Annotated in this window: 19 protein-coding genes, 2 tRNA genes and 1 pseudogene; 4 read left to right on the top strand and 18 right to left on the bottom strand. The window is 71.5% G+C overall.

Annotation, left to right across the window (positions count from 1 at the left end; genetic code table 11):
- Nucleotides 1-544: 544 nt before the first annotated feature.
- The 9 genes from J3P36_RS12855 to J3P36_RS12815 form a co-directional block, all read right to left on the bottom strand.
- Nucleotides 545-1,144, bottom strand: a complete 600-nt coding sequence (locus tag J3P36_RS12855) for a transglycosylase family protein (protein ID WP_210508563.1) — start codon at nt 1,142-1,144, stop codon at nt 545-547.
- Between the two features lie 331 nt (nt 1,145-1,475).
- Nucleotides 1,476-1,551, bottom strand: a tRNA-Thr gene (locus J3P36_RS12850).
- Between the two features lie 80 nt (nt 1,552-1,631).
- Nucleotides 1,632-3,137, bottom strand: a complete 1,506-nt coding sequence (locus J3P36_RS12845; protein ID WP_307807088.1) for an alpha/beta hydrolase — start codon at nt 3,135-3,137, stop codon at nt 1,632-1,634.
- A 23-nt stretch (nt 3,138-3,160) separates the two neighbouring features.
- Entirely contained in the window at nt 3,161-4,333 is a 1,173-nt protein-coding gene (locus tag J3P36_RS12840) for a DNA polymerase III subunit delta' (protein WP_210508561.1), read from the bottom strand.
- A complete protein-coding gene (gene tmk, locus J3P36_RS12835) occupies nt 4,330-4,953 on the bottom strand; it encodes a dTMP kinase (RefSeq protein ID WP_210508560.1) in 624 nt (207 codons plus the stop codon). Before tmk ends, J3P36_RS12840 begins: the two co-directional genes overlap by 4 nt.
- Complete coding sequence (gene topA / locus J3P36_RS12830; protein ID WP_210508559.1) at nt 4,950-7,787, bottom strand: type I DNA topoisomerase; 2,838 nt, start codon at nt 7,785-7,787, stop codon at nt 4,950-4,952. Before topA ends, tmk begins: the two co-directional genes overlap by 4 nt.
- A gap of 117 nt (nt 7,788-7,904) precedes the next feature.
- A complete protein-coding gene (locus J3P36_RS12825; protein WP_210508558.1) occupies nt 7,905-8,306 on the bottom strand; it encodes an Rv3654c family TadE-like protein in 402 nt (133 codons plus the stop codon).
- Nucleotides 8,282-8,599, bottom strand: a complete 318-nt coding sequence (locus J3P36_RS12820; RefSeq protein ID WP_210508557.1) for a hypothetical protein — start codon at nt 8,597-8,599, stop codon at nt 8,282-8,284. Before J3P36_RS12820 ends, J3P36_RS12825 begins: the two co-directional genes overlap by 25 nt.
- Complete coding sequence (locus tag J3P36_RS12815) at nt 8,577-8,756, bottom strand: DUF4244 domain-containing protein (protein ID WP_210508556.1); 180 nt, start codon at nt 8,754-8,756, stop codon at nt 8,577-8,579. The genes J3P36_RS12820 and J3P36_RS12815 overlap by 23 nt, the downstream gene beginning before the upstream one ends.
- Before the next feature lie 180 nt (nt 8,757-8,936).
- Here J3P36_RS12815 and J3P36_RS12810 point away from each other — a divergent pair, with 180 nt between their 5' ends.
- The gene (locus J3P36_RS12810; protein ID WP_282595167.1) at nt 8,937-10,403 is read left to right on the top strand and encodes an MFS transporter; all 1,467 of its coding nucleotides are present in this window, start codon (nt 8,937-8,939) and stop codon (nt 10,401-10,403) included.
- 11 nt (nt 10,404-10,414) lie between these two features.
- On the opposite strand, the gene J3P36_RS12805 is transcribed toward J3P36_RS12810, so the two are convergent.
- Nucleotides 10,415-11,299 (bottom strand): type II secretion system F family protein, encoded by an 885-nt coding sequence (locus J3P36_RS12805; RefSeq protein ID WP_210508555.1) that lies wholly within the window; start codon nt 11,297-11,299, stop codon nt 10,415-10,417.
- Nucleotides 11,296-12,285: a TadA family conjugal transfer-associated ATPase gene (locus tag J3P36_RS12800; RefSeq protein WP_374100723.1), complete on the bottom strand. Its 990-nt coding sequence runs from the start codon at nt 12,283-12,285 to the stop codon at nt 11,296-11,298. Before J3P36_RS12800 ends, J3P36_RS12805 begins: the two co-directional genes overlap by 4 nt.
- A gap of 519 nt (nt 12,286-12,804) precedes the next feature.
- Here J3P36_RS12800 and acs point away from each other — a divergent pair.
- Complete coding sequence (acs, locus tag J3P36_RS12795; protein ID WP_210508553.1) at nt 12,805-14,781, top strand: acetate--CoA ligase; 1,977 nt, start codon at nt 12,805-12,807, stop codon at nt 14,779-14,781.
- 87 nt (nt 14,782-14,868) lie between these two features.
- On the opposite strand, the gene J3P36_RS12790 is transcribed toward acs, so the two are convergent.
- Both J3P36_RS12790 and J3P36_RS12785 read right to left on the bottom strand, forming a co-directional pair.
- Nucleotides 14,869-15,339, bottom strand: coding sequence for a RidA family protein (locus J3P36_RS12790; RefSeq protein WP_210508552.1), 471 nt, complete (start codon nt 15,337-15,339; stop codon nt 14,869-14,871).
- A gap of 8 nt (nt 15,340-15,347) precedes the next feature.
- Nucleotides 15,348-15,497 (bottom strand): annotated as a pseudogene (locus J3P36_RS12785) (DUF4177 domain-containing protein); the annotation flags it as partial.
- A gap of 78 nt (nt 15,498-15,575) precedes the next feature.
- Between J3P36_RS12785 and J3P36_RS12780 the strand changes: the two are divergent.
- Together J3P36_RS12780 and J3P36_RS12775 are read left to right on the top strand one after the other, a co-directional pair.
- On the top strand, nt 15,576-18,161 hold the full coding sequence (locus J3P36_RS12780; RefSeq protein WP_210508550.1) for a transglycosylase domain-containing protein: 2,586 nt from the start codon (nt 15,576-15,578) through the stop codon (nt 18,159-18,161).
- On the top strand, nt 18,161-19,075 hold the full coding sequence (locus J3P36_RS12775; RefSeq protein WP_210508615.1) for a metallophosphoesterase: 915 nt from the start codon (nt 18,161-18,163) through the stop codon (nt 19,073-19,075). Before J3P36_RS12780 ends, J3P36_RS12775 begins: the two co-directional genes overlap by 1 nt.
- Before the next feature lie 301 nt (nt 19,076-19,376).
- Here J3P36_RS12775 and J3P36_RS12770 read toward each other — a convergent pair.
- The 5 genes from J3P36_RS12770 to J3P36_RS12750 all read right to left on the bottom strand — a co-directional run bounded on the left by J3P36_RS12770 (nt 19,377) and on the right by J3P36_RS12750 (nt 23,338).
- Nucleotides 19,377-19,450, bottom strand: a tRNA-Pro gene (locus J3P36_RS12770).
- 84 nt (nt 19,451-19,534) lie between these two features.
- A complete protein-coding gene (locus tag J3P36_RS12765) occupies nt 19,535-20,203 on the bottom strand; it encodes a thymidine kinase (RefSeq protein WP_210508549.1) in 669 nt (222 codons plus the stop codon).
- Nucleotides 20,204-20,224: 21 nt separating this feature from the next.
- On the bottom strand, nt 20,225-20,974 hold the full coding sequence (locus J3P36_RS12760) for a response regulator transcription factor (protein ID WP_210508548.1): 750 nt from the start codon (nt 20,972-20,974) through the stop codon (nt 20,225-20,227).
- Nucleotides 20,961-22,115, bottom strand: a complete 1,155-nt coding sequence (locus J3P36_RS12755; protein WP_210508547.1) for a hypothetical protein — start codon at nt 22,113-22,115, stop codon at nt 20,961-20,963. The genes J3P36_RS12760 and J3P36_RS12755 overlap by 14 nt, the downstream gene beginning before the upstream one ends.
- Nucleotides 22,112-23,338: a sensor histidine kinase gene (locus J3P36_RS12750; protein WP_210508546.1), complete on the bottom strand. Its 1,227-nt coding sequence runs from the start codon at nt 23,336-23,338 to the stop codon at nt 22,112-22,114. The genes J3P36_RS12755 and J3P36_RS12750 overlap by 4 nt, the downstream gene beginning before the upstream one ends.
- Between the last annotated feature and the right edge of the window lie 17 nt (nt 23,339-23,355).

Raw genomic sequence — 23,355 nt, 5'->3', positions numbered from 1 at the left:
CCAATAGCCGCGAACCCAGGGAAAACCAGGCCCGCAAGCGAGTTGATACTGACTGAAGAACTGTCTACTGACAATTCAATTCAACCAAAGGAATCTCACTCACCCACAAGGGGCGAGACGAGGTATTTGGCATTGACTTAGTGCACGCTGTTGAGTTCTCAAGGATCGGACGCACCTCACCATCCACCATCCCGGTGTACCTGCGAGGGCAACTTCCCTATCTTACCTCTCCCACCCCAGCCGGTCAAACCGCCCGCCGCTTCCGCGACGAGATCTGAGGAGTGATGAGAGGCGATCCCCTCCCACGCTCGAAGAGCGATCTGGAGGAGGATTCTGGTCCCGCTTGAGGCCGGGGAGCTCTTCCGCTCTCCCGCACCTTTGGGGCGACGAGGGATTACATTACGTGGCTCTCCGGAGCTCCGCAAACTGCGAGCACCCCGGGCGTGTCGCCCCTTCGAACGTCCGCCGCTTGCGCCGGACCGGGGACGGCGCGTGTGCGCCGCCCCCGGTCCGATGCAGTGAGGTCCGCTCCAGGTACGACCGATCAGGCCGGGAGCTGCAGCACCTGCCCCGGGAAGATCAGGTTCGGGTCGGCGACCGTGCCGGAGTTGGCGGCAGCCAGCTGCTGCCAGCCACCGGCCACTCCGACCTTCGCCGCGATCGTCCCGAGGGTGTCGCCGGAGACGACCGTGTAGGTCGAGCCCGAGAGCGCGACCGACGGCGCTGCGCTCGGCGCAGGCGCAGGGGCGGGCGCCGGCGCGCTGGGCGCCGGGGCGCTCTCCGCGATCGAGCCGGAGTAGCCCGAGAGCCCGAGCTTCGCGGAGCAGGCGGGCCACGCTCCCCAGCCCTGGCCGGCGAGGGTCCGCTCGGCGACAGCGATCTGCTGCTCCTTGCTGGCGTGCGCCGGGTTGCCGGTGCCGCCGTAGGCGGCCCAGGTGCTGAGGCTGAACTGAAGGCCGCCGTAGTAGCCGTTGCCGGTGTCGATCTGCCAGTTGCCACTGCTCTCGCACTGGGCGAGCGCATCCCACGTGGCGACCGACGCGGCGTTCGCCGGTGCCGCGGTGAGGGTCACTCCCGCCGCCGTGAGGGCGGCGAGGGCGATGCCGCCTGCGACGGCACGGGTTTTCGTCAGGATCTTCTTCATGTACGAGCTCCCACGGGTTCGCCGACGCTCGTCCCGTCCCCGGGTCTCGCCGCGCCGCTGCCCACCCTGGCAAATAGCTGTCGGAGAACGGTGCTGCATGTGGGCAGCGCGAGGCGTGGCAGCACCGGCGTACGTCCAGTCCGGTCATGGGGTCCGAATGCTCCTGCGCTTCGGTGCCGGGCTGGCACACGCAGAGTAGGTCGCGCCTCCGGAGTGTTGCAACTTCGTTACCCGACCTGGGGCGCGGCGCGCTCCCCGCGGACGCCGCCTGCGGTAGGGCCGAAGGGCACAAAAGCAAGAGGCCGCGCCCAATGGGCGCGGCCTCTTCCGTTGGAGCCGCCCAGGGGAATCGAACCCCTGACCTATTCATTACGAGTGAATCGCTCTGCCGACTGAGCTAGGGCGGCGAGCCGATGCGAACACCGGCGGCTACCCATCCTAGACGATCCTGAGCCCAGGTCCCACACGCCGGCGCGGGGGCGCCGGATCAGGACGTGGGATCGCAGACGAGGCCGTCCTGCGGCACCGTTCCGTCGATGAGATACTCGTCGACCGCGCCGACGATGCAGGGGTCGCCCTCGTCGTAGGCGATGTGCCCCTCCCCCACGTAGGTGAGCAGCACCCCGCTCGCCAGCTGGTCCGCGAGCGCCTCCGCCCAGGGGTAGGGAGTGGCGGGGTCGCCCGTCGTGCCCACCACCAGGATGGGCGCCGCGCCGTCAGCGGACACCGTCTCGACCTCGCCCCGGAACCCGTAAGGCCACTGCTGGCAGACGACATCGCCGAGGGCGTCGAGATCCTCGGGCTCGGAGATCGGGTCGGCTTCGGCGAGAAGGTCGCGCTGGCGGGCGAGCTCGGCCGCATCGGTCTCGATCGGATAGTCGACGCAGGTGATGGCGATGAACGCCTCCTGCAGGTTGGAGCGGTAGCTGCCGTCCTCGTCACGGTCGACATAGGCGTCGGCGAGGAGGAACGCGGTGTCGCTCCTCCCCTGGCGCACTTCGGTGAAGGCGTCGGTCAGATACCGCCAGTAGCCCTCGTCGTAGAGGGCCGACTGCACGGCGGTGCCGAGGTAGGCGCTCGTCAGCTGCCGCCCGTCCTCCGCTCGGAGGGGCGCCTGATCGAGGGCGTCGAGCAGATCGCGGATCTGCCCGATCGCGTCGTCCACGGTGCCGCGGAAGGGACAGTCGGACGAGTCGAGGCAGTCCTCCAGGTAGGCCCGGAGCGCCTCGCCGAACGCCTGCGTCTGCGCGAGGTTGACGTCGAAGAGGCTGAGTGACGAGTCGGTGGCGCCGTCGAGCACGACCCGGCCCACCTTGTCCGGATAGCGTTCGGCGTAGTGGGCGCCGATGTCGCTGCCGTAGGAGTACCCGAGGTAGTTGAGGTCCGCGTCGCCGACGAGGGCCCGCAGCAGGTCGAGGTCGTTCACCGTGCTCTCGGTGTCGATGAACTGCAGCAGCTCGCCGCTGCGCTCGAGGCAGGCGTCGGCGAAGGCCTTCGCCGAGGCAGTGACTTCCTGCGCGTACGCGTCGGTGCCGACGGCCGCCTCCGGGAAGCCGAACAGGAACTCGTCGAGCTCGGGTCCGTCGTAGCAGTCGACGGCCGTCGAGCGCCCCACCCCTCGGGGGTCCCACCCGATGACGTCGAAGCGGGACTGCAGGTCCTCGCTCACCGCGAAGTCGAGGCTGTCATGCACGAAGTTGTAGCCGGATGCGCCGGGGCCTCCCGGGTTCACGAACAGCGACCCCTCGCGCTCCCCCGACGCCGTGTGCCGCACAAGCGCCAGCTCGATGTCGTCCGACGCGTCGGGCGCCGACCAGTCGAGCGGAGCGGTCGCGGTGGTGCACTGCATCCCGCCTCCGCAGTCCTCCCAGACGAGGGACTGGGTGTAGTACGGCTCGAGCTCCGCCGCCACGTCCTCCCCGGTGGGAGTCGAGGTGGGGCTCGGAGCAGGGACGCACGCGGCGAGCGGCAGGGCGAGCAGGGCGATTGCCACGGCGGCAACCGAGCGGAGGGGCCTCACGAACCGGCCTTTCTGAGGGTGGCGACGAGCATCGCCTCGAGGGCGAGCGCCGGCGGGACGTTCGCCTCGATGCGCCGGCGGGCGGTGGCGATCGCATCCATGGCGGCGAGCGTCGCGGTGGCGTCGGACTCCGCGGCCGCCTTGGCGACCGCCGCCACCGCGGACGCGTTGACCGGCTCGACGTCCGCGCCGAGCTGGAGCAGCAGGATGTCGCGGAACAGGGACAGCAGGTCGATGAGGATGCGGTCGATGCCATCGCGCAGGCTGCGTGTCGCCCGGCGCTTCTGGTCGTCCTCCAGCTGCTTCAGCTGGCTCCGCAGCGCCGGCGGGATGGTGCCGCCCGGCTCGACGCCGAGCGAGCGGAGGGTCGACTCGCGCTCCTCGGCATCGCGCTCCTCGGTGATCGCCTTGGCGTCGTCGCCGGCGAGCTCGAGGAGCCGGGCGGCGGCGAGCACGGCACCGGTCACGCTGCGCAGGCCGAGCACGAGCTCGAGCGTCTCCGAGCGGCGGGCGCGTGCGGACCCGTCGGTGGCCAGCCGGTGTGCCATGCCGATGTGGCTCTGCGCCTCCTGCGCGGCCTGGCGCGCGAGCGCAGGGTCGACGCCGTCCCGCTCCGCGATGAGGCGGGCGACGTCGGCGGTGCTCGGCACGCGGAGGCGCACCGTGCGGACCCGCGAGCGGATCGTGGGAAGCAGGTCGGCCTCGCTCGGCGCGCACAGGATCCAGACCGTCCGAGGCGGCGGCTCCTCGAGCGCCTTCAGCAGCACGTTCGAGGTGCGCTCCGTCATCCGGTCCGCGTCCTCGATCACCATGACGCGATAGCGGGACACCGACGGGGAGTACTGCGACGCCGAGAGCAGACCGCGAACCTCGTCGATCGAGATGATGACCCGGTCGGTGCTGAGCACGGCGAGGTCCGGGTGCGTCCGGGCCTCCACCTGCCGCCGGGTCGCCTCGTCGCCGTCCGGCGAGCCGTCGCCGAGCAGGGCTGTCGCGAACGCGTACGCGAGATTGGACCGACCGGAGCCGGGCGGGCCGGTGATGAGCCAGGAGTGCGTCATCGCGCTCGGGGCGCCGTCGACGGCGTGCGCGGCGTCCGCCGCCGCGCGCACCACCGCGATCGCCTCGTCCTGGCCGGTGAGATCCCGCCAGATGGCGCCTGCCGTCATCGGTCGATCAGCTCCTCGACGCGGGCGCGGATGTCCTCTGCCAGCTCGTCCGGGGCACGACGGGCGTCGAGGACCAGGAACCGGTCCGGCTCGGCGTCGGCGAGTTCGAGGTAGGCCTCGCGCACGCGCTGGTGGAACTCGGCCTTCTCGGCCTCGAGCCTGTCGTAGAGGGTGCGGGAGGCGTCCAGGCGCCGCCGTCCCTCGCTCTCGTCCAGGTCGAGCAGGATCGTGAGGTCCGGCAGGAGCCCCTCGGCCGCCCACAGGGACAGCGCGCGGATCTCGGTCGGCTCCAGCGTGCGTCCGGCACCCTGGTACGCGACCGAGGAGTCGAGGTAGCGGTCCTGGACCACCACCTCGCCACGCTCGAGGGCCGGACGCACGACGGTCGCGACGTGGTGTGCGCGGTCCGCGGCGTAGATCAGCGCCTCGGCGCGGGGGGCGATGTGGCCGGGCCGGTGCAGGATGATCTCCCGCAGCTCGATGCCGAGGTCGCTTCCGCCGGGCTCCCTCGTCCGCAGCACGGTCTCGCCGCGCTCCTGCAGCCACTCCTCGAGGAGCGCCGCCTGAGTCGACTTGCCCGCGCCGTCTCCGCCCTCGAGGGTGACGAAGAGGGCGGTCACGAGGAGGCGGCGCCCGTCGCGCGGGTGCCGGTGCGCTTGGCGGGCGCCTTCGCGGCCGTCTTGGGCGCCGCCGTCTTGGCCGCCGACGTCTTGGCCTTGGCGGCCGGCGTCTTGGCCTTGGCGGCCGTCGACTTGGCGGCGGTCGTCTTCGCTGCGGCCGTCTTGGTCGTCTTGGCGGCCGACTTCGCCGGAGCCTTCGCCGCCCGGGTCGCCTTCGGCTTCGCCGGACCCTTCGCGCGCTTGTCCGCGAGCAGCTGCACCGCCCGGTCGAAGTCGATCTCCTCGATGTCCTCGCCGCGCGGGATCGTCGCGTTCGTCACGCCGTCGGTCACGTACGCGCCGAAGCGGCCGTCCTTGATCCGGATGGGCTTGCCGCTCTCGGGGTCGGCCTCGAACTCCTTGAGGGCCGACGAGGCACGCCGGGCGCCGTACTTCGGCTGCGCGAAGATCTCGAGAGCGCCCCCGAGGTCGACCTCGAAGATCGCGTCCTCGCTCGGCAGCGATCGGGTGTCGGTGCCCTTCTTGATGTAGGGACCGTAGCGGCCGTTCTGCGCCGTGATCTCCTCACCCGACTCGGGGTCGGAGCCCACCACGCGGGGCAGGTCGAGCAGCTTGAGCGCGGTCGGGAGGTCGACCTCGGCGATGTCCATCGACTTGAACAGCGAAGCGGTGCGCGGCTTGGCCGCCTTCTTCTTGGCCGCCGCGTCCGCCTCCTCGCCCTCGGGGTCGAGCTCCGTGACGTAGGGGCCGTAGCGGCCGTCCTTCGCCACGACCTGCTTGCCGTTCTCCGGGTTGACCCCGATGACGCGATCGGTCTGCACCGGCGCATCGACGAGCTCGCGGGCCTTCGCCTCGGTCAGCTCGTCGGGGGCGAGGCCCTCGGGCAGGTTCACCCGCCGAGGGGCGGCGTCGGGGGCGGCGCCCTGCTCCTGCACCTCGAGGTACGGGCCGTACTTGCCGATGCGGAGAGTGATGTCGTCCGCGATCCGCACGGAGTTGATGCTGCGGGCGTCGATGTCGCCGAGGTTGTCGACGACGGAGCGCAGCCCGCGGTGGCCGTCGTTGCCGAAGTAGAAGCCCTTCAGCCAGTCGACCCGGTCCTCCTCGCCGTCGGCGATGCGGTCGAGGTCGCCCTCCATCGCGGCGGTGAAGTCGTACTGGACGAGGTCGCCGAAGAAGTCCTCGAGCAGGCGGACCACGGAGAAGGCGATCCAGCTCGGCACCAGCGCGGTGCCGCGAGGGGTCACGTAGCCGCGGTCGACGATGGTCGAGATGATCGACGCGTAGGTGGACGGCCGGCCGATGCCGAGCTCCTCGAGCGCCTTCACGAGGCTCGCCTCGGTGTAGCGCGGGGGCGGCGAGGTCTCGTGGCCCTTCGCCTCGGCGTCGGCGACGTCGAGCGCCTGACCGGTCTCGAGGGGCGGCAGCTTCGCCTCGGCGGGCTCCTTGTCCGCGTTGCGCTCCTCGTCGCGGCCCTCCTCGTAGGCCTGCAGGAAGCCGCGGAACGTGATGACTGTGCCACTGGCCGAGAACACCGCGACGGTGTCGGTGCCGGCGGGCCGGGACTCGATGGTGACGGTCGCGGTCGAGCCGCGCGCGTCCTCCATCTGGGACGCGACGGTGCGCTTCCAGATCAGCTCGTAGAGGCGCAGCTCGTTGCCGCGAAGCACGCTGGAGAGCTGCTGCGGGGTGCGGAAGGTCTCCCCCGAGGGTCGGATCGCCTCGTGCGCCTCCTGCGCGTTCTTCGACTTGCCGGTGTAGAGCCGCGGCTTCGCGGGCACCGAGTCGGCGCCGTAGAGCGAGACCGCCTGCGAGCGGGCAGCGTTGATCGCCTGCGTCGACAGGGACGGCGAGTCCGTTCGCATGTAGGTGATGTAGCCGTTCTCGTACAGCGACTGGGCCACGCTCATCGTCTGCCGGGCCGAGAAGCGGAGCTTGCGGGCCGCCTCCTGCTGCAGGGTCGACGTGGTGAACGGCGCGGCCGGGCGGCGCGTGTACGGCTTCGATTCGACGCTGCTCACCGTCGACGACGTGGCGTCGTCCTGGAGCGCGGCGGCGAGCGCGGTCGCGGTGCCCTCGTCGAGGACGCGTGCCCCCGGCTTGAGCTGACCGCGGTCGTCGAAGTCGCGGCCGGTGGCGACGCGCTCCCCGTCGACCCGGACCAGCCGCGCCTCGAAGGAGTCGGCAGCGCCCTCGGGGGCGAACCGCGCGGTCAGGTCCCAGTAGCTCGCGGCGACGAACGCGAGGCGCTCGCGCTCCCGGTCGACGACGAGTCGGGTCGCGGCGGACTGCACGCGCCCGGCGGAGAGGCCGGGCCCCACCTTGCGCCAGAGCACCGGTGACACCTCGTAGCCGTAGAGACGGTCGAGGATGCGCCGGGTCTCCTGAGCATCGACGAGGGCGGTGTCGATGTCGCGGGTGTTGTCCTTCGCCTTCGTGATGGCGTCCTTGGTGATCTCGTGGAACACCATGCGCTTGACCGGAACCTTCGGCTTGAGCTCCTCGAGCAGGTGCCACGCGATGGCCTCGCCTTCGCGGTCCTCATCAGTTGCGAGGTACAGCTCGTCGGCGCCCTTGAGCGCGCGCTTCAGGTCGGCGACGGTCTTCTTCTTCTGGTCGGAGACCACGTAGTACGGCTCGAAGCCGTTCTCCACGTCCACCGAGAACTTGCCGAGGGAGCCGACCTTCTTGTCGGCGGGGAGGTTCTTCGGCTCGATGAGGTCGCGGATGTGTCCGACCGAGGCCATGACCTCGAAGCCGTCGCCCAGGTATTGGGCGATCGTCTTCGCCTTCGCGGGCGACTCGACGATGACGAGCTTCTTGCTGGCGGGCACGAGAGATCCCCTCCTTGAACGGGGGTGAGAACGGAAAAGAGCCACATCCGCGACGGATGGGAGCTGCCCGGCGACCGGGCGTCACGCACACCATACACAGGTGTTCCTACCCCGACGTCAATCGCTTCCGAGGGATCGCCCTGCGTGTCGATCGCCGTCGGGGGGCGGACCGGCTCGCGCCGCAGCCGCCACAGGGAGCCCGAAGACCGCCCCTTCGACGGCCACCGTGGCGGTGATCCCGTCGAGCCGGCAGGACGTCAGCCGGGCGCCGTTCTCCGCCGCGATCAGGGCCGCGAGCTCACACGGGTAGCCCGGCAGCGCCCCGCTCGCCGCGTCCGCAGCGGCGAGCGCTGCGGCGTCCGCCGCGGCGGCGACCGCCCTGTTCGCCGAGAGCGCCATATATAGAGGTACGAGCAGGGCGGTGAGGAGCACGGCGACCGCCGCCACGCCGAGGACGAGCACGCTGCCCGCCCCCTCGTCGCCCCTTCCGGCGATCACCAGGCGGTCCCGAGCGCGCATGCCCGTCCCGACACGTTGAGCCCCAGCGCGAGCGGGGCGGCGGCGCTGAGAGTGACGCACAGCATGTCGCCCTCCCGTTCCTCGACCGACGTCACTCCCCGCGGCACGCGAGGCGCCGGATCGCCGCGCGCGATCGCCCTCGCGGCCGAGGCGGCGCCGTCCGCGAGGACGGCTCGCTGCGTCAGCGCCTGCAGGGCGCCCAGGCAGAGCGCCAGCACGAGGAGAACGGCCGGCATCGCGGCCGCCAGCTCCGCGGCGACCGTTCCCGCCTCATCCGCCCGCCGCGAGCGCATTGCGCACGAGGTCGGTGAGGATGCCGCGGACCTCCTCGGAGCGGAGGATCACGACGAGCAGGCCGGCGAAGCCGACGGCGGCCATCGTGGCGACGGCGTACTCGGCGGTCACCGAGCCGTCGTCCGAGATGCGGAGCCGGGGTGGGAAGCGAAGCATGGCGGTCCTTCCGTCGTTCGGGCACCCACTCTCCCCCGCTCCGGGACGGAGGCGGAGGGCGCATGCGCACCCGGTGGAGGACGCCCCTCCTGCGGCGCCGGTGGAGGACCGCAGCCGGCGCGCCCCAGGAGGGGTGCAGAGCATGGCCCCGTGTCGGTGGCCTGTCCTAGCCTCGGTGCCATGACGGACCAGGCGACGACGCCGCAGGGGATCGCCCCTGAGGGCGGCATGCGCACCTTCCTGCAGGTGCTCGTCAACACCGCGATCGCGAACATCACCACCAGCTTCCTGTGGTTCGCGCTGACCTTCTGGGTCTACCTCGAGACGCGATCGGTCCTCGCGACCGGCATCATCGGCGGCGCGTACATGCTGCTCGTGTCCTTCTTCTCCATCCTGTTCGGCACCATCGTCGACCGGCACCGCAAGCTCCGGGTGATGGTGTTCGCCAGCGTCGTGACGCTGGGGTCGTTCCTGGTGGCGGGCGCCCTCTACCTCCTCTTCCCGGAGTCGGCGCTCCTCGACCTCGGCGGCCCCTGGTTCTGGCTCTTCTCGGGCATCATCCTGTTCGGCTCGGTGATCGAGAACATGCGCAACATCGCGCTCTCCACCACGGTGACCCTCCTCGTGCCCGAGGAGCGGCACGCGAACGCCAACGGCCTCGTCGGCACGGTGCAGGGGCTCGCCTTCATCGTCACGAGCGTGTTCTCCGGCCTCGCGATCGGGCTGCTCGGGATGGGCCCGACGCTGCTCATCGCGATCGGCCTCACCGGAGTCGCGCTCGTGCACCTGGCCTTCCTCCGCGTGCCGGAGGCGAAGCCGCAGGGCGAGGGCGGCAAGGCCCCCGCCGTGGACCTGCGCGGCAGCATCGCGGCGATCCGGGGTGTGGCCGGGCTGTTCGCGCTCATCATCTTCTCGACCTTCAACAATCTCATCGGCGGCGTCTACATGGCGCTGATGGACCCCTACGGGCTCGAGCTCTTCCCCGTGGAGGTGTGGGGTCTCGTGCTCGGCGTCACCGCAACCGGGTTCCTGATCGGCGGGCTCCTCATCGCGAAGTTCGGGCTCGGTCGCAACCCGATCCGCACGATGCTCCTCGTGGTCGTGGTGATGGGGCTGCTCGGGGCGCTCTTCACGGTGCGCGACTGGTGGTGGCTCTACGCCGGCGGCATCTGGCTCTACATGATCCTGATCCCGGCCGTCGAGGCGTCCGAGCAGACGGTCATCCAGAAGGTCGTCAGCTTCGACCGGCAGGGCCGCGTCTTCGGCTTCGCGATGGCCTTCGAGAGCGCGGCGGCGCCGGTCACGGCGTTCCTCATCGCGCCGCTCGCGCAGTTCGCGATCATCCCGTACATGGAGAGCCCGGCCGGGCGGGACACCTGGTCCTGGCTCCTCGGCGACGGCGCTGCCCGAGGCATCGCCCTGGTCTTCCTGTTCGCGGGCCTCATCATGGTGATCGCCGCGCTGCTCGCCTTCCTCACGCCGGCCTACCGGAAGCTGTCGGAGCTCTACCAGCACTCGGCACCCGAGGGCGCGGCTGACGAAGGCGCCGAGGCCGGTGACGCCGAGAAGGAGGGGTCCGAGGAAAAGTCGGTGCCCGTGCGGGACGTGCCGGCGCCGGACGTCGCCCGCGCTGCCCCGCCCCGCTGACGGTCCGAAGCTCAGAACGGCAGCGCGGTCGACGAGACGATCGCGAGCAGCAGCGGCGCCACCGACAGCAGCATGAACGAGGGCAGCATGCACAGCCCGAGCGGCAGCAGCAGCGTCACCGCGAGCGACTCCGCCCGGATCCGCGCCTCGGACGCCGCACGTCGCCGCCGGAGGCGCGCCTCCCCGCGGAGCAGCCCCGCGACGGGCACCCCCGCCGCTCCTGCCAGCGTGGCGACCTCCCCGACCGCATCGGCACTCGAGCCGGTGACCTCCTCGACGAGCCGGCGGGCGGCGGGAAGGGGCGTGCCGGCGGTGAGCGCCACGGCGACCAGCTCGGCAGTGAGCCCGGGAAAGCCGGCGATCGGCCGTGCCCGCCGCACCAGCGTGCGGGTCCACCCCCAGCCGGCGAGAAACAGTGCCCCGCCGGCCGCCGCGCAGGCGGCCCCGACCGGGCTGCCGAAGAGGACTCCGATCGGATCGAAGCCGAGCGCGAAGCCGAAGGCGATGCCCACGGCGGGGAGAGCCATCACGAGCCGGGCCGAGAGGCGGGGGCCGGTGAGCGCCGCACGGACATCGCGCTCCGCCGTCCCGATGTCCCGCATCGTCCCGGCCAGCTGCTCGAGCACTGTGGCGAGCGGCGCGCCGGTTCGCTCGGCCACCGCGACGCCGGCCGCGAGCGCATCCCATGCGGCGCGGGCGGCCGGCGGCGCGTCCGCTCCGCGCAGCGCCGGCGCGACGGGCTCTCCCGCCTGAGCCGCCCACGCCGCCGCCCGAATCGGCGCGGAGTCCGCGTCGGCCAGGTTCCCCCACGCCGCCGACGGTGTGAGACCGGCGCCGAGCAGCACGGCGAGCCGGTCGGCCGTCTCCGCCACCTCCTCGAGCGGGTCGACGCTCACTCGGGCACACCCGGCCGAACGGTGAGGAGCGCGTCGGCGGACAGCTCGAACCGCCCGAGCGCGGCCACGCGGCGGCGGCCGCCCTCGCGGTCGAGGTGGACGACGAGGTCGATCCCGCTCACGGCCTGACGCGCGAGCGCGTGCGGACTCATTCCGGCGAGCGCGCCGAGCGCCTCGAGGCGCGCGGGCACGTCGGCGAGCTGGCTCGCGTGGAGGGTGCCCGCGCCCCCGTCGTGCCCGGTGTTGAGCGCGGCGAGAAGCTCGCGCACCTCCGCCCCGCGGCACTCGCCGAGCACGATGCGGTCCGGTCGCATCCGGAGAGACTCGCGCACCAGCCGCTCGAGCCCGAGCGCGCCGGCGCCCTCCGAGTTCGCCTGCCGGGCCTCGAGCGCGACCACGTGCGGATGGTCGATGCGGAGCTCCGCGACGTCCTCGATCGTGACGATCCGCTCCCCCGCCGGCACCTCGGCGAGGATCGCCGCGAGCAGGGTCGTCTTGCCGGTGCCCGCACCGCCGGTGAGCAGGATGTTCTCCCGACGCCGCACGGCTTCGAGCAGCACCGTCGCGGTGCCGTCGTCGAGAGAGCCCGCTGCGGTCAGATCGCCGAGGCGCCACCGCCGCCGGGCGGGCAGGCGCACGGACACGAGGGTCCCGGTCGCAGAGACGGGCGGGAGCACGGCGTGCACCCGGATCCCGTCCGCGAGGCGGACGTCGACGCAGGGGCTGCCGTCGTCGAGGTGCCGCCCTCCGCGGGCGACGAGCCGCACCGCGAGCTCCCGCACCGACGCCTCGTCGAGCACCGGCCAGTCGCCGCGGCGCTGGAGCCCGTCGCCGCGGTCGGTCCACAGGACCGGTCCGGTCAGCAGGAGGTCCGTGGTGCGCTCGTCGGCGTACTCGGCGAGCATGCCGAGCTCGGGCCAGAGGGCCTCCCGCGTAGCGTCCGGACCCGGGTGCCGGGCGGACTCGACGGGCGCCGGGGAAAGCACCCCGACGGGGTCGCCGCTCGTACCCCGTCCCGGCTCGGGAAGCGGACGCCGGACGGGAACGAAGCGGGCTGGGCAGGGCGCCGATGCGATGCTCGGGGCCGACGGCGGAACAGGCATCCCGGCACGGTAGGACGGCGCCGCTTGCGGATCGCGGATCGGCCCGATCCGGTGGCCCGTCAGGCCTCCGGCGGTGCTGGGGAGGAGCGGCCACTCACGGGTCGTATGGCGGACACCCGTCGCGCGAAGATGCGGACGCGACCGTTAACGAGAAGGGGCGGCACCTATTGGGGGGAACAGGTGCCGCCACAGCAACGCTGGATTGGGGGGAATCGCTTACGCTGCGTGTCAAAGGAGCTTTGACGGCATCAGTGTACCCCGTTCGGGTCACGGCGCAAGAGCCAATTCCGGGCGTTGTCGGGTGATCCTCAGGTTCCGTCGTATGACGGCCGGAGGGCGCCACGAGCGGCCGAATCGCTAGGCTCGGACCCGATGCAGCAGGCAGCGCGAAGGAGCGTGGAGATGGTGGAAGCGACCGACGATACGAGGGCCGAGGACCTGGTCTTCGATCCGCCGGCGGAGTTCGCCGCGAACGCGGTTGCGAAGGGCTCGCTGTACGCCGACGCCGCGCAGGATCGCCTCGGCTTCTGGGCGGATCAGGCACGCAGCCTGCTGCACTGGCACCGCCCCTTCACGCAGACGCTCGACTGGTCGGAGGCGCCGTTTGCGAAGTGGTTCGCGGACGGCAAGCTCAACGTCGCCTACAACTGCCTCGACCGGCACGTGCTGGCCGGCAACGGCGACCGCGTCGCCCTGCTGTGGGAGGGCGAGCCCGGCGACTCCCGCCGCCTCACCTACGCGGAGCTCACCGCGGAGGTGAAGCGCGCCGCCAACCTGCTCACCGCCCTCGGCATCCGCCAGGGCGACCGGGTGGCGATCTACCTGCCGATGATCCCCGAGGCGATCATCGCGATGCTCGCGGTCGCGCGGATCGGCGCGGTGCACTCGGTCGTGTTCGGCGGGTTCAGCGCCGAGAGCCTCCGGGCCCGCATCGACGACGCGGAGGCGAAGCTCGTCATCACCGCGGACGGCGGCTACCGCCGGGGCCGCGTCAGCCCCTTGAAGCCGGCCGTCGATGCCGCTCTCGAGAGCGGCGACTCGACGGTTGAGCACGTACTCGTGGTGCAGCGCGCCTGGCCGGACGACGAGGAGCTCGCCTGGACGGACGGCCGCGACCTGTGGTGGCACGAGGAGATCGCCCAGGTCGACTGGGAGCACGAGGCTCAAGGCTTCGACGCCGAGAACCCGCTCTACATCCTCTACACGTCGGGCACGACTGGGAAGCCGAAGGGCATCCTGCACACGAGCGGCGGCTACCTCACCCACGTCGCCTACACGCATCGCAACGTGTTCGACCTGCACCCGGAGACGGACGTCTACTGGTCGACCGCCGACGTCGGCTGGGTCACCGGGCACAGCTACGTCGTCTACGGCCCGCTCGCGAACGGCGCCACCGAGGTGATCTACGAGGGAACGCCGGACACCCCGCGGCCCGGCCGCTGGTGGGAGATCGTCCAGAAGTACGGCGTCACGATCCTCTACGCGGCGCCGACCGCGATTCGCTCCTTCATGAAGGCGGGCCGGGAGATCCCGCAGCAGTCGGATCTCTCCTCGCTGCGGCTGCTCGGCTCGGTCGGCGAGCCCATCAACCCGGAGGCCTGGCTCTGGTACCGCGAAGTGATCGGCGGCAACCGCACGCCCATCGTCGACACCTGGTGGCAGACCGAGACGGGCGGCATCATGATCAGCCCGCTGCCGGGGGTGACCGCGGCGAAGCCGGGCTCGGCCCAGGTGCCGCTGCCGGGGATCACGGTCGAGGTCGTCGACGACAAGGGCCGGCCGCTCGGCAATGACGAGAGCGGGCTGCTGGCGATCCCCGAGCCGTGGCCGGGGATGCTGCGCGGCATCTGGGGCGACCCCCAGCGCTTCATCGACACCTACTGGTCCAAGTTCCCGGCGCGACCGACCGGGCCCGTCTACTTCGCCGGCGACGGCGCGAGGAGGGACCACGACGGCGACATCTGGCTGCTCGGGCGGGTCGATGACGTCATGAACGTCTCCGGACACCGGCTGTCGACGGCGGAGATCGAGTCGTGCCTCGTCTCCCACCCGTGGGTTGCGGAGGCGGCGGTCGTCGGGGCGCACGACGAGACCACCGGTCAGGCGGTCGTCGCCTTCGTCATCGCCAAGGCCCGCCACGCGGACGAGGCCAACGCCGAGGGTGCCACGAACGAGCTGCGGGCCCACGTCGCGAGCTCGATCGGCGCGATCGCCCGGCCTCGCGAGCTGTTCATCGTGAACGAGCTGCCGAAGACCCGGTCCGGCAAGATCATGCGGCGCCTGCTCCGCGACGCGGCCGAGGGCCGGCCGCTCGGCGACACCACGACCCTGACGGACGCGACCGTGATGCAGGCCATCGCGGACCGCCTCAAGAACTGAGGAATCCGGGCCGGTTCGGCAGGTCCGGGCTTCCTAGGAGGCCCGGATCCGCCGATCCGGCCCGGATCGTCGTCGTCGAGGTCGAGGTCAGGCGAACTCGAGGACCATCTCCACCTCGACGGGCACGTCGAGCGGCAGCACCGCGACGCCGACCGCCGAGCGGGCGTGCCGGCCCGCGTCGCCGAACACCTGACCGAGCAGCTCGGAAGCGCCGTTCACCACGACCGGCGCCCCGGTGAACTCCGGCGAGGACGCGACGAAGCCGACGAGCTTCACGACCCGGGTCACTCGATCGAGGTCGCCGAGGGCCGCCTTGGCGGCGGCGAGCGCGTTGAGCGCGCACGTCTTGGCGCACTCCTTCGCCACCTCGGGCGAGACGAGGCCGTCGGCCTCGCCGACCTTGCCCGTGGCCTGCGGAACCCCGTCGACGAACGGCACCTGGCCGGACAGCCAGAGCAGGTTGCCGGTCGTCACGGCGGGAACGTACGCGGCGACGGGAGCGACGGGCTCCGGCAGGTCGAGACCCAGCTCGGCGAGACGCTGCTCGACCGAGCCCATCAGGCGTCCCCGGCCGGGCGCTTGAGATAGGCGACGAGGCCGCCCTCGGGTCCCTGCACGATCTGCACCAGCTCCCAGCCCTGCGATCCCCAGTTGTTGAGGATGGCGGTCGTGTTGTGCACGATCAGCGGGGTCGTCATGTACTCCCAGACGGCCACGAAATTCCCTTCCGCCACGCTCCGCCCACCGCGAACAGCGCGGCGGTTTGTCAGCGTGGCTCCCGTACCCTTGATCCTATGTCTGCCCTCAAACGGCCGAAGGGCCGCCTGGGCGCAGTTCTGAGCTTCGTGGGGATCAGTGCGATCGCGGGCGTTCTCGCCGGCGTCGCCGTCACGCCTGCGATCGCGCTCACCGGACTCGCCGCGAACAACTCCATCGGGATGTTCGAGAACCTCCCCAGCTACGTCAAGATCGGCGACCTTCCCGAGAAGACGACGATCTACGCGCACCGCTCCGTCGACGGCGCCGACCAGAACGTGCCGATCGCCTCCTTCTACGCGGAGAACCGCGAGAGCGTGGCGTGGGAGCAGGTGTCGCAGTTCGCGAAGGACGCCGCGCTCGCCGCGGAGGACCCGCGCTACTACGAGCACGGCGGCATCGACCCGCTGGGCGTCGTCCGCGCCGCGGTCTCCAACGTCCTCGGCAGCGACGTGCAGGGCGCGTCGACGATCACGCAGCAGTACGTGAAGAACGTGCTCGTCGCGCAGGCGACCGGCCTCGCCACCGAGGCCGAGCGGGACGCCGCGTACGAGGAGGCCACCAAGGTGAGCCTCGACCGCAAGCTCAAGGAGATGCGGCTCGCCATCGGCCTCGAGAAGGTCTACTCGAAGGACGAGATCCTCCTCGGCTACCTCAACATCGCCCTCTTCGGCGGCCGGGTCTACGGCATCCAGACGGCGTCGCAGTACTACTACGGCGTCAACGCGTCCGACCTGACGCTGCCGCAGGCCGCGAGCCTCCTCGCGATCGTCAACAATCCCGAGAAGTTCCGGCTCGACAAGCCGGACAACGAGGAGAACGGCGCCGCGAACGGCTACGCCGCCAACAAGGTCCGGCGCGACTACATCCTCGGCAACATGCTCGAGGAGAAGAAGATCACGCAGGAGGAGCACGACGCGGCCGTCGCCGCTCCCATCGAGCCGCGCATCACGCCGGCCGCGTCCGGCTGCACGATGGCGGGCAACGCGGGCTTCTTCTGCGACTACGTCGTGAACGTGATCCGCAACGACCCGGTGTTCGGCGACAGCGCCGAGGAGCGCTACAGCCGGTTCATCCGCGGCGGCTTCGACGTGTACACCACGCTGGACCTCGACCTGCAGGACACCGCGCAGGCGGCGATCGACAAGAACGTCCCCAAGGCGATGGAGACGGTGGACATCGGGTCCGCGTCGACCGCCGTGGAAGCCGGCACGGGCAAGATCAAGGTGATGGCGCAGAACAAGGACTTCAACGACAGCGGCGACGCCGCCACGCTCGGTCCGAACTTCAGCGCCCTGAACTTCAACACCGACGCCGCCTACGGCGGATCGCAGGGCTTCCAGGCGGCGTCGACCTACAAGGCCTTCACCCTCATCGCGTGGCTGCGTGCCGGCCACACCCTCGGCGAGACGTTCAACGTGTCCGAGAAGACGTACGACCTCTCCACCTTCAAGGCGTGCGACAACTCCTTCGGCGGCACCGAGTACATCGAGAACGACGCCAACGAGGGCGGGAGCCGGTCCGTGCTCTCCTCCACCGCGACCTCGATCAACGGCGCCTTCATGCAGATGGGCCAGAAGCTCGACCAGTGCGACATCCGCAAGGCGGCCGAGGACCTGCTCGTGCACCCCGCCGCGGGCGACAAGCTCGAGGACAACCCGGCGGCCATCCTCGGCACCAACAACGTCTCCCCGCTGACGATGGCGACCGCGTACGCCGGCATCGCCAACAACGGCCTCGTGTGCACCCCGATCGCGATCGAGCGCATGGTCGCGCAGGACGGCAGCGACACCGCCATCCCGACGAGCACCTGCACGCAGGGCATCGAGCCTGACGTCGCGAACGCGGCGGCGTATGCGCTTCAGCGGGTCATCACCGAGGGCAGCGGCACCGAGTCGAACCCGCGCGACGGCATCGAGCACATCGCCAAGACGGGAACGAGCAACAGCGCGACGCAGACCTGGACGACCGGCGCGAGCACCAAGATGGGCCTCGCCGTCTGGGTGGGCAACCTCACCGGCGACGCCAACCTCCGCAAGGTGCGGATGGACAACGGCTACTACGCCGCAACGGCCCGACACCGCATCTGGAAGCCGATCATGACGGCGCTCGACGAGAAGTTCGGCGGCGACGACTTCCCGGACCCCAACAGCAGGTACATCCGCGGCGTCTTCGCCACAGTGCCGGACGTGACCGGCATGACGATCGACCGCGCCCAGGCCGCCCTGGAGAACGCCGGCTTCGAGTTCGTCGACGGCGGCGCGCAGCCGTCCGGCGCACCGAGCGGACAGGTGATCGGCAGCGACCCGGCGGGCGGCTCGTCCGTCGCCCGCGGCAGCACCATCACGGTGTACACGAGCGACGGGACAGAGGTGGGCACCGCCGTGCCCGACGTGGTCGGCCAGAAGGCGCCCGCCGCCACCGCGGCCCTGCAGGCGGCCGGATTCTCGGAGATCGAGTACGAGCTCGACACCGAGTCCGACGCGGACACCTGCACCGTGACCGGCACCGACCCGGCGGGCGGCTCGACCGCGCCGACGGACACGACGGTCACCGTCTCGGTCGCGGCGGGCGACGAGGGCGACGGCGACGGCGAGGACTTCGACCTCAGCAGGTGCGCGTGATGCTGCGGCGCGCGGCGGCCGTCGTCGCCGCCGCAGCCGGCGCGGCGTTCGCCTACGGCTCGCTCGTCGAGCGGCGCCGGTTCACCCTGCGCGAGTACGACGTGCCCGTCCTGCCGGCAGGCTCGGCCCCGCTGCGCGTGCTGCACCTCTCCGACCTGCACATGGCGCCGTGGCAGCGCGCCAAGCAGGAGTGGATCCGGTCTCTCGCCACGCTGCAGCCCGACCTCGTCGTGACGACCGGGGACAACCTCGGGCACGAGCGCGGGCTCGAGGGCGTCCGCGAGGCGCTGGAGCCGTTCCAGGGCGTCCCCGGCGCCTTCGTGTGGGGCTCGAACGACTACTTCGGTCCTGAGCTGAAGAACCCGTTCCTGTACTTCCTCGGCGCCTCCGCTCCCCCGAAGCGCTTGCACCGGCTCGACATCGAAGCTCTCGAGCTCTACTTCACCGAGCTCGGCTGGACCGACCTCAACAACACCGCGGCCACCCTCGAGCTCGGCGGCCTGGCCATCGACTTCGTCGGCGTGGACGACCCGCACCGCCGCTTCGACCGGCTCGACCGGGTGTCCGCGGCCATGGACGACCTCGACGAGGTGCGCGAGCGGGATGCGGACCTCCGCGTCGCCGTCGCGCACGCGCCGTACCAGCGCATCCTCGACTCCTTCACCCGTCGCGGCGCCGACCTGATCCTCGCCGGCCACACGCACGGCGGGCAGGTGTGCGTGCCCGTCTACGGCGCGCTCGTCACCAACTGCGACATCCCGCGGCGCCAGGTGAAGGGCCTCAGCCGCTGGCCGGCCGGCAGCCGCTCCTCGTGGCTGCACGTCTCCGCAGGGCTCGGCACCTCGATCTACGCGCCCGTGCGCTTCGCGTGCCCGCCCGAGGCGACCCTCCTCACGCTCACCGCGCGCGCCTGACGCCTCGCACGCCCTCCGTGATCGAGGAGCCGGCCGCAGGTCGGCGTCTCGAGATCACGCGACTAGCGCTGGGAGTCGCGTGGCTGGGTACAGAGGCACGCCCGAGTGATTTCGAGACGCCCGCTGCGCGGGCTCCTCAATCACCGGAGAGACGCCCGCTGCGCGGCCTCCTCGATCACCGGAGAGACGGCCGCTAGGCGGGCTCCTCCTGCACCCGAGGGGTGGGGTCACCGGAACCAGGCGAGACACCGGAAACGAAGAAGAGCGGTCCCGCGCTGCGGAACCGCTCTTCTTCGTGTTGTCGGGGTAGCGGGATTCGAACCCACGGCCTCCTCGTCCCGAACGAGGCGCGCTACCAAGCTGCGCCATACCCCGGCGACTTGCGCCTGTACGAGGATACCGGATGTTCGGAGCCCCTCGGAACGCGATCGCGCCCCGGCCCCGTTCCCGAGCCGCCGCTCAGGTGAAGTCGGGGTCCGGCGCGGACGCGTAGCTGAACGCGCCGGCCGCCTGGCGGGCCCGCCCGAGGAGGCCCTCGCTCTCGCGCAGGTAGCACTCGCCGCACAGCGACTCGTAGGTGACGTTCTCGAAGCTGTCGATCGCCACCTGGTCGCCGTCGAACACGTAGCGGTCACCGACGCGGCGCGCGTTGAACACGGCCTTGCGGCCGCAGCGGCAGATCGTCTTCAGCTCCTCGAGGCTGTGCGCGATCTCCAGCAGGCGCCGGCTCCCCGGAAAGGCGACCGTCTGGAAGTCCGTGCGGATGCCGTAGGCGATCACGGGCACGTTCTCGAGGATGGCGATGCGCAGCAGGTCGTCGACCTGCGCGTCGGTGAGGAACTGCGCCTCGTCGACGAGGATGCAGGCCACCTGGGATCCGGTGCGCAGCCGCACCGCGGAGCGCTGCCGGTGGAACAGCTCGATGACGTCGTCGTCCGGCGAGATGGTGAAGTCGACGGGTCGGCGCACGCCGAGGCGGGACACGATGTCACGGTCGCCCTTGAGATCCACCAGCGGCTTCGCCAGCAGGACGCGCTGGCCCCGCTCCTCGTAGTTGTGGGCGGCCTGTAGCAGAGCGGTGCTCTTGCCGCTGTTCATCGGGCCGTAGCGGAAGTAGAGCTTGGCCAAGGGTCCCCGTTCGTCGGCCGCCTACTGCAGATAGCCGTCCTCGGCGGCGCGACGGATCAGGTCGGCCTTCCGGCTGGCTGGGCGGTTAGCTTTAGCGTACTTCTCGCGCACGCGACGGAGGTACGTCTTGGCTGTCTCGTACTGCACATTCATCAGCGAGGCGACCTCGCTCGTCGAGTGACCTGCCACGTACAGCTTCAGCGCCTCCGCCTCGCCGAGGCTCAGCTTCGGGCGGTTCGTGTTGCTCGCGCCGATCGGCAGGGGACGCCAGTCCTTCTGCAGCTCCTCGCCCCGCGCGACACCCATGATGCTGCGCGCCACATCCATGACCTCGCGGAGGGGCTGCGACTTCGACACGAATGCGGCCGCTCCTGCCGCCATGGCCCGGTCGCGGGCCTCGCTGGTGTCGACGCCGCTGAGCACGACCACCTTGGCGCCCGCCGCGCGGCACGTGCGGACACGCGCCTCGATGGAGACGGGCTCCTTCAGCTGGAAGTCGAGGAACACGAGCTGGGTCGGGAAGTTGGCGCTGTGAACGAGCTCGAGCCACGTCTTCGCGCTCAGCACGACCTCGAAGTCGGGGGCGTTGGCGCCGATCCAGCTGGTGAGGCTGTCGAGGAGCACCTCGTGGTCGTCGAGGATCGCGAGGCGCACGGGTGCGCCGCCCTCCAGCAGCGGCTGCGGTGCGGGCTCCCGGGTGAGCTTCGCTCCCCCGATCAGCGTGGGGATGCTGCCCGTCGGGGTGCGATCGATGGAGTCAATTGGCGGCATACGTGAACCTCAGAGTAAGGGCGGGAGGGTCGGACTCGACGGCGACGTCGTCGAATACCGCACGGAGGACGGCGAGATAGGGGGCCAGCGACGCGGTCAGCGCCGCGGCGTCGAGGGCGCTGCGGCAGTCGAGCCGGACGGCGGTGCGGTCTCCGGTCGCCGACAGCTCGACGGCGAGGTCGGCCGCGAGAAGCCGTCCGGACAGGGCCGAGACGAGGGCCCGCACGGCGGAGCGCTGGTCGAAGTCCATGCCTTCGGCGCGGTGCCCGGGGTCGTGCACGGGCGAGGCCCACACGGCGGAGCGGTCGCCGCCGCGCGCGGGGGCGAGGAGGTCGTCGAGCCAGGAGCGCTCCGTCTCGGCGACCATGACGGCGCGGATCGCCTCGGCCACATCGCGGGCCCGGCGGGCGTGGTCGCCGGTCAGCGTGCCGCCGTCCAGCAGCTCCGTGAAGAGCGGCACGACATCCTGGTTGAGGATGGTGACGCGCCCCTGCTGCACGGAGCGGACGATGCCCTCCTCCTGGTTCTCCGCGTGCGCGCGCGACGCCCGCTCGGCGCGGTCCCGCCAGCGCTCGAGGCGCCTGAGGACCGAGTCGGCGAACGACGCTCCCGCGAGCCCGAGGGCGAGCACGGGGACGACCGCGACGGCCACGAAGATGAGGACCGGCAGCTGCGTGACGAAGAAGCGGCTCTCCAGGATGGTGATCGCGGCCACCACCGCGGCGGCGACGCCGGTGAGGGTCCGGGTCTCCGCGGGCGGCCGGTAGGGGCTGAGCGCCAGCAGCAGGATGCCGAGCACGATCGGCCCCCAGTCGTCGCTGACGAGCTGGTTGCGACCCCACGAGGCGAGCGCGGCGAGCAGATTGGCGACGAGGGCGATGCCGACGACCACCGCGGCGCTGCGCCGCCGCAGCGGCGCCCGCTCCGGCTTGCTGAGCACGACGAGCGCGAGGCACGCGAGCACGCTCACCGCCACCGCGAGCACGGCGAGGGCGGGGTCGGCGGTCTGATCCCCGGTGTGCACGAGGGTCAGCACCACGGCGATCGCGGTCGCGGCCACGGCGCCGAGCACGGTCAGCGGCCGGCCCGCCAGCGCGCCCAGCGGATCGAGCAGCTGGACGGTGCCCTCGCGGGCGCTCATCGGGCGTCCTCGCTCTCCGGCACCCCGGGCACCGCTGCGGGGCTGCCGTCGGGCACCTGCACGAGCACGGAGGTGCCGCGACCGGGCGCAGACCAGACCTGCACCCGTCCGCCCACCGTCTCGATGCGCGATCGGACCGAGTGCCGCAGGCCGAAGCGGTCGCGCTGGACCGCGGCCTGGTCGAAGCCCCGGCCGCCGTCGATCACCATGACGGAGAGCGTGCCGCCGCCGGCATACACGACGACCTCGGCGGCGCGGACTCCTGCGTGTTTGTGCACGTTGACGAGCAGCTGCCGGACGGCGAGCCCGAGCGCCTCGTCCACCGGCCGGGCGAGCGTCGCGACGGAGGCGGGGTCGCCGGAGACGGTCACGTCGAGGCCCAGCGCGCGGGCGTCCTCGATCGCCTGCGCCAGCCCGCTCGCAGCCCACTCCCCCGGGTTGGGCAGCTCGCTCGCGGCGGCCGCATCGGACCAGTCCTGGCCGATGATCGTCTCGAGGTCACGCCGCAGCCGGCTCGCGAGGGCGGGCGACAGCGGCCCGCGAGGAGCGGCCGAGATGGCGGCCAGATCGCTCAGCACCGTGTCGTGCAGGAGCGCCGCGGCGCGCGTCTCCGCCGCCTGCCGCAGCTCGGCGATCCGCTCGTCCCGCACCGCACGGTGCAGTGCGGGCTGGAGGCGGCGGGCGCCGCGCCGGGTCATCGCGGTGACGGCGGAGACGACCACGACGAGCAGCGCCGCCAGGGCGGCCGTCACGTCGAGGACGACGGGCTTGCCCGTCTCGATGGCGCCGATCCCGATCGCGACCTCGCCGAGCACGTAGCCGGCGAGGGGCGGCACGACGCCGCCGACGACGCGCGACCCGACGGCGCCCACCATGACGAGCGCCACCTTGAGCATGGTGAACACCCACGCGTTGGAGGCGGTGAGCACAGGCACCTGCAGGAGGCCGATGAGCGCGAAGAGATAGCTGAGCGCGGCTCCGAGCAGCAGGTAGGCGCCCGCGTTCAGGGCGGTCGGACGACGCTCGACCGCGTAGAGCAGCAGCGCCATCCCCGCGAGCGGGATCAGCGAGGGCCAGAGGAGGTCCGTCGGCGCGACCGCCTGCTGCACGAGCGTCGCCACCAGGGCGGCGAACAGGCACACCGCGGCGATGACGTGTGCCGCGCGCGCGATCCCGGCGCTCACCGCACGGGGAGCGAGGTGGCCGGGAAGACCGAGGGACACGGGACCTCTCGAGGTGT

It is taken from the genome of Naasia sp. SYSU D00057, assembly GCF_017916505.1.
Classification (GTDB): domain Bacteria; phylum Actinomycetota; class Actinomycetes; order Actinomycetales; family Microbacteriaceae; genus Naasia.
The sequence above is the reverse complement of the archived record's forward strand: the minus strand, read 5'-3'. Positions and strand labels throughout refer to the sequence as shown.

Bases quoted from the DNA above. Each gene is read 5' to 3' on its own strand.
- J3P36_RS12840 (WP_210508561.1), bottom strand. From the start codon at position 4,333: ATGACGGCAGGCGCCATCTGGCGGGATCTCACCGGCCAGGACGAGGCG.
- J3P36_RS12855 (WP_210508563.1), bottom strand. From the start codon at position 1,144: ATGAAGAAGATCCTGACGAAAACCCGTGCCGTCGCAGGCGGCATCGCC.
- J3P36_RS12810 (WP_282595167.1), top strand. From the start codon at position 8,937: ATGACGGACCAGGCGACGACGCCGCAGGGGATCGCCCCTGAGGGCGGC.
- J3P36_RS12790 (WP_210508552.1), bottom strand. From the start codon at position 15,339: ATGGGCTCGGTCGAGCAGCGTCTCGCCGAGCTGGGTCTCGACCTGCCG.
- J3P36_RS12820 (WP_210508557.1), bottom strand. From the start codon at position 8,599: ATGCGCTCGCGGCGGGCGGATGAGGCGGGAACGGTCGCCGCGGAGCTG.
- J3P36_RS12825 (WP_210508558.1), bottom strand. From the start codon at position 8,306: ATGCGCGCTCGGGACCGCCTGGTGATCGCCGGAAGGGGCGACGAGGGG.
- J3P36_RS12755 (WP_210508547.1), bottom strand. From the start codon at position 22,115: ATGAGCGCCCGCGAGGGCACCGTCCAGCTGCTCGATCCGCTGGGCGCG.
- J3P36_RS12815 (WP_210508556.1), bottom strand. From the start codon at position 8,756: ATGCTTCGCTTCCCACCCCGGCTCCGCATCTCGGACGACGGCTCGGTG.
- J3P36_RS12780 (WP_210508550.1), top strand. From the start codon at position 15,576: ATGTCTGCCCTCAAACGGCCGAAGGGCCGCCTGGGCGCAGTTCTGAGC.
- acs (WP_210508553.1), top strand. From the start codon at position 12,805: ATGGTGGAAGCGACCGACGATACGAGGGCCGAGGACCTGGTCTTCGAT.
- J3P36_RS12775 (WP_210508615.1), top strand. From the start codon at position 18,161: ATGCTGCGGCGCGCGGCGGCCGTCGTCGCCGCCGCAGCCGGCGCGGCG.
- J3P36_RS12760 (WP_210508548.1), bottom strand. From the start codon at position 20,974: ATGCCGCCAATTGACTCCATCGATCGCACCCCGACGGGCAGCATCCCC.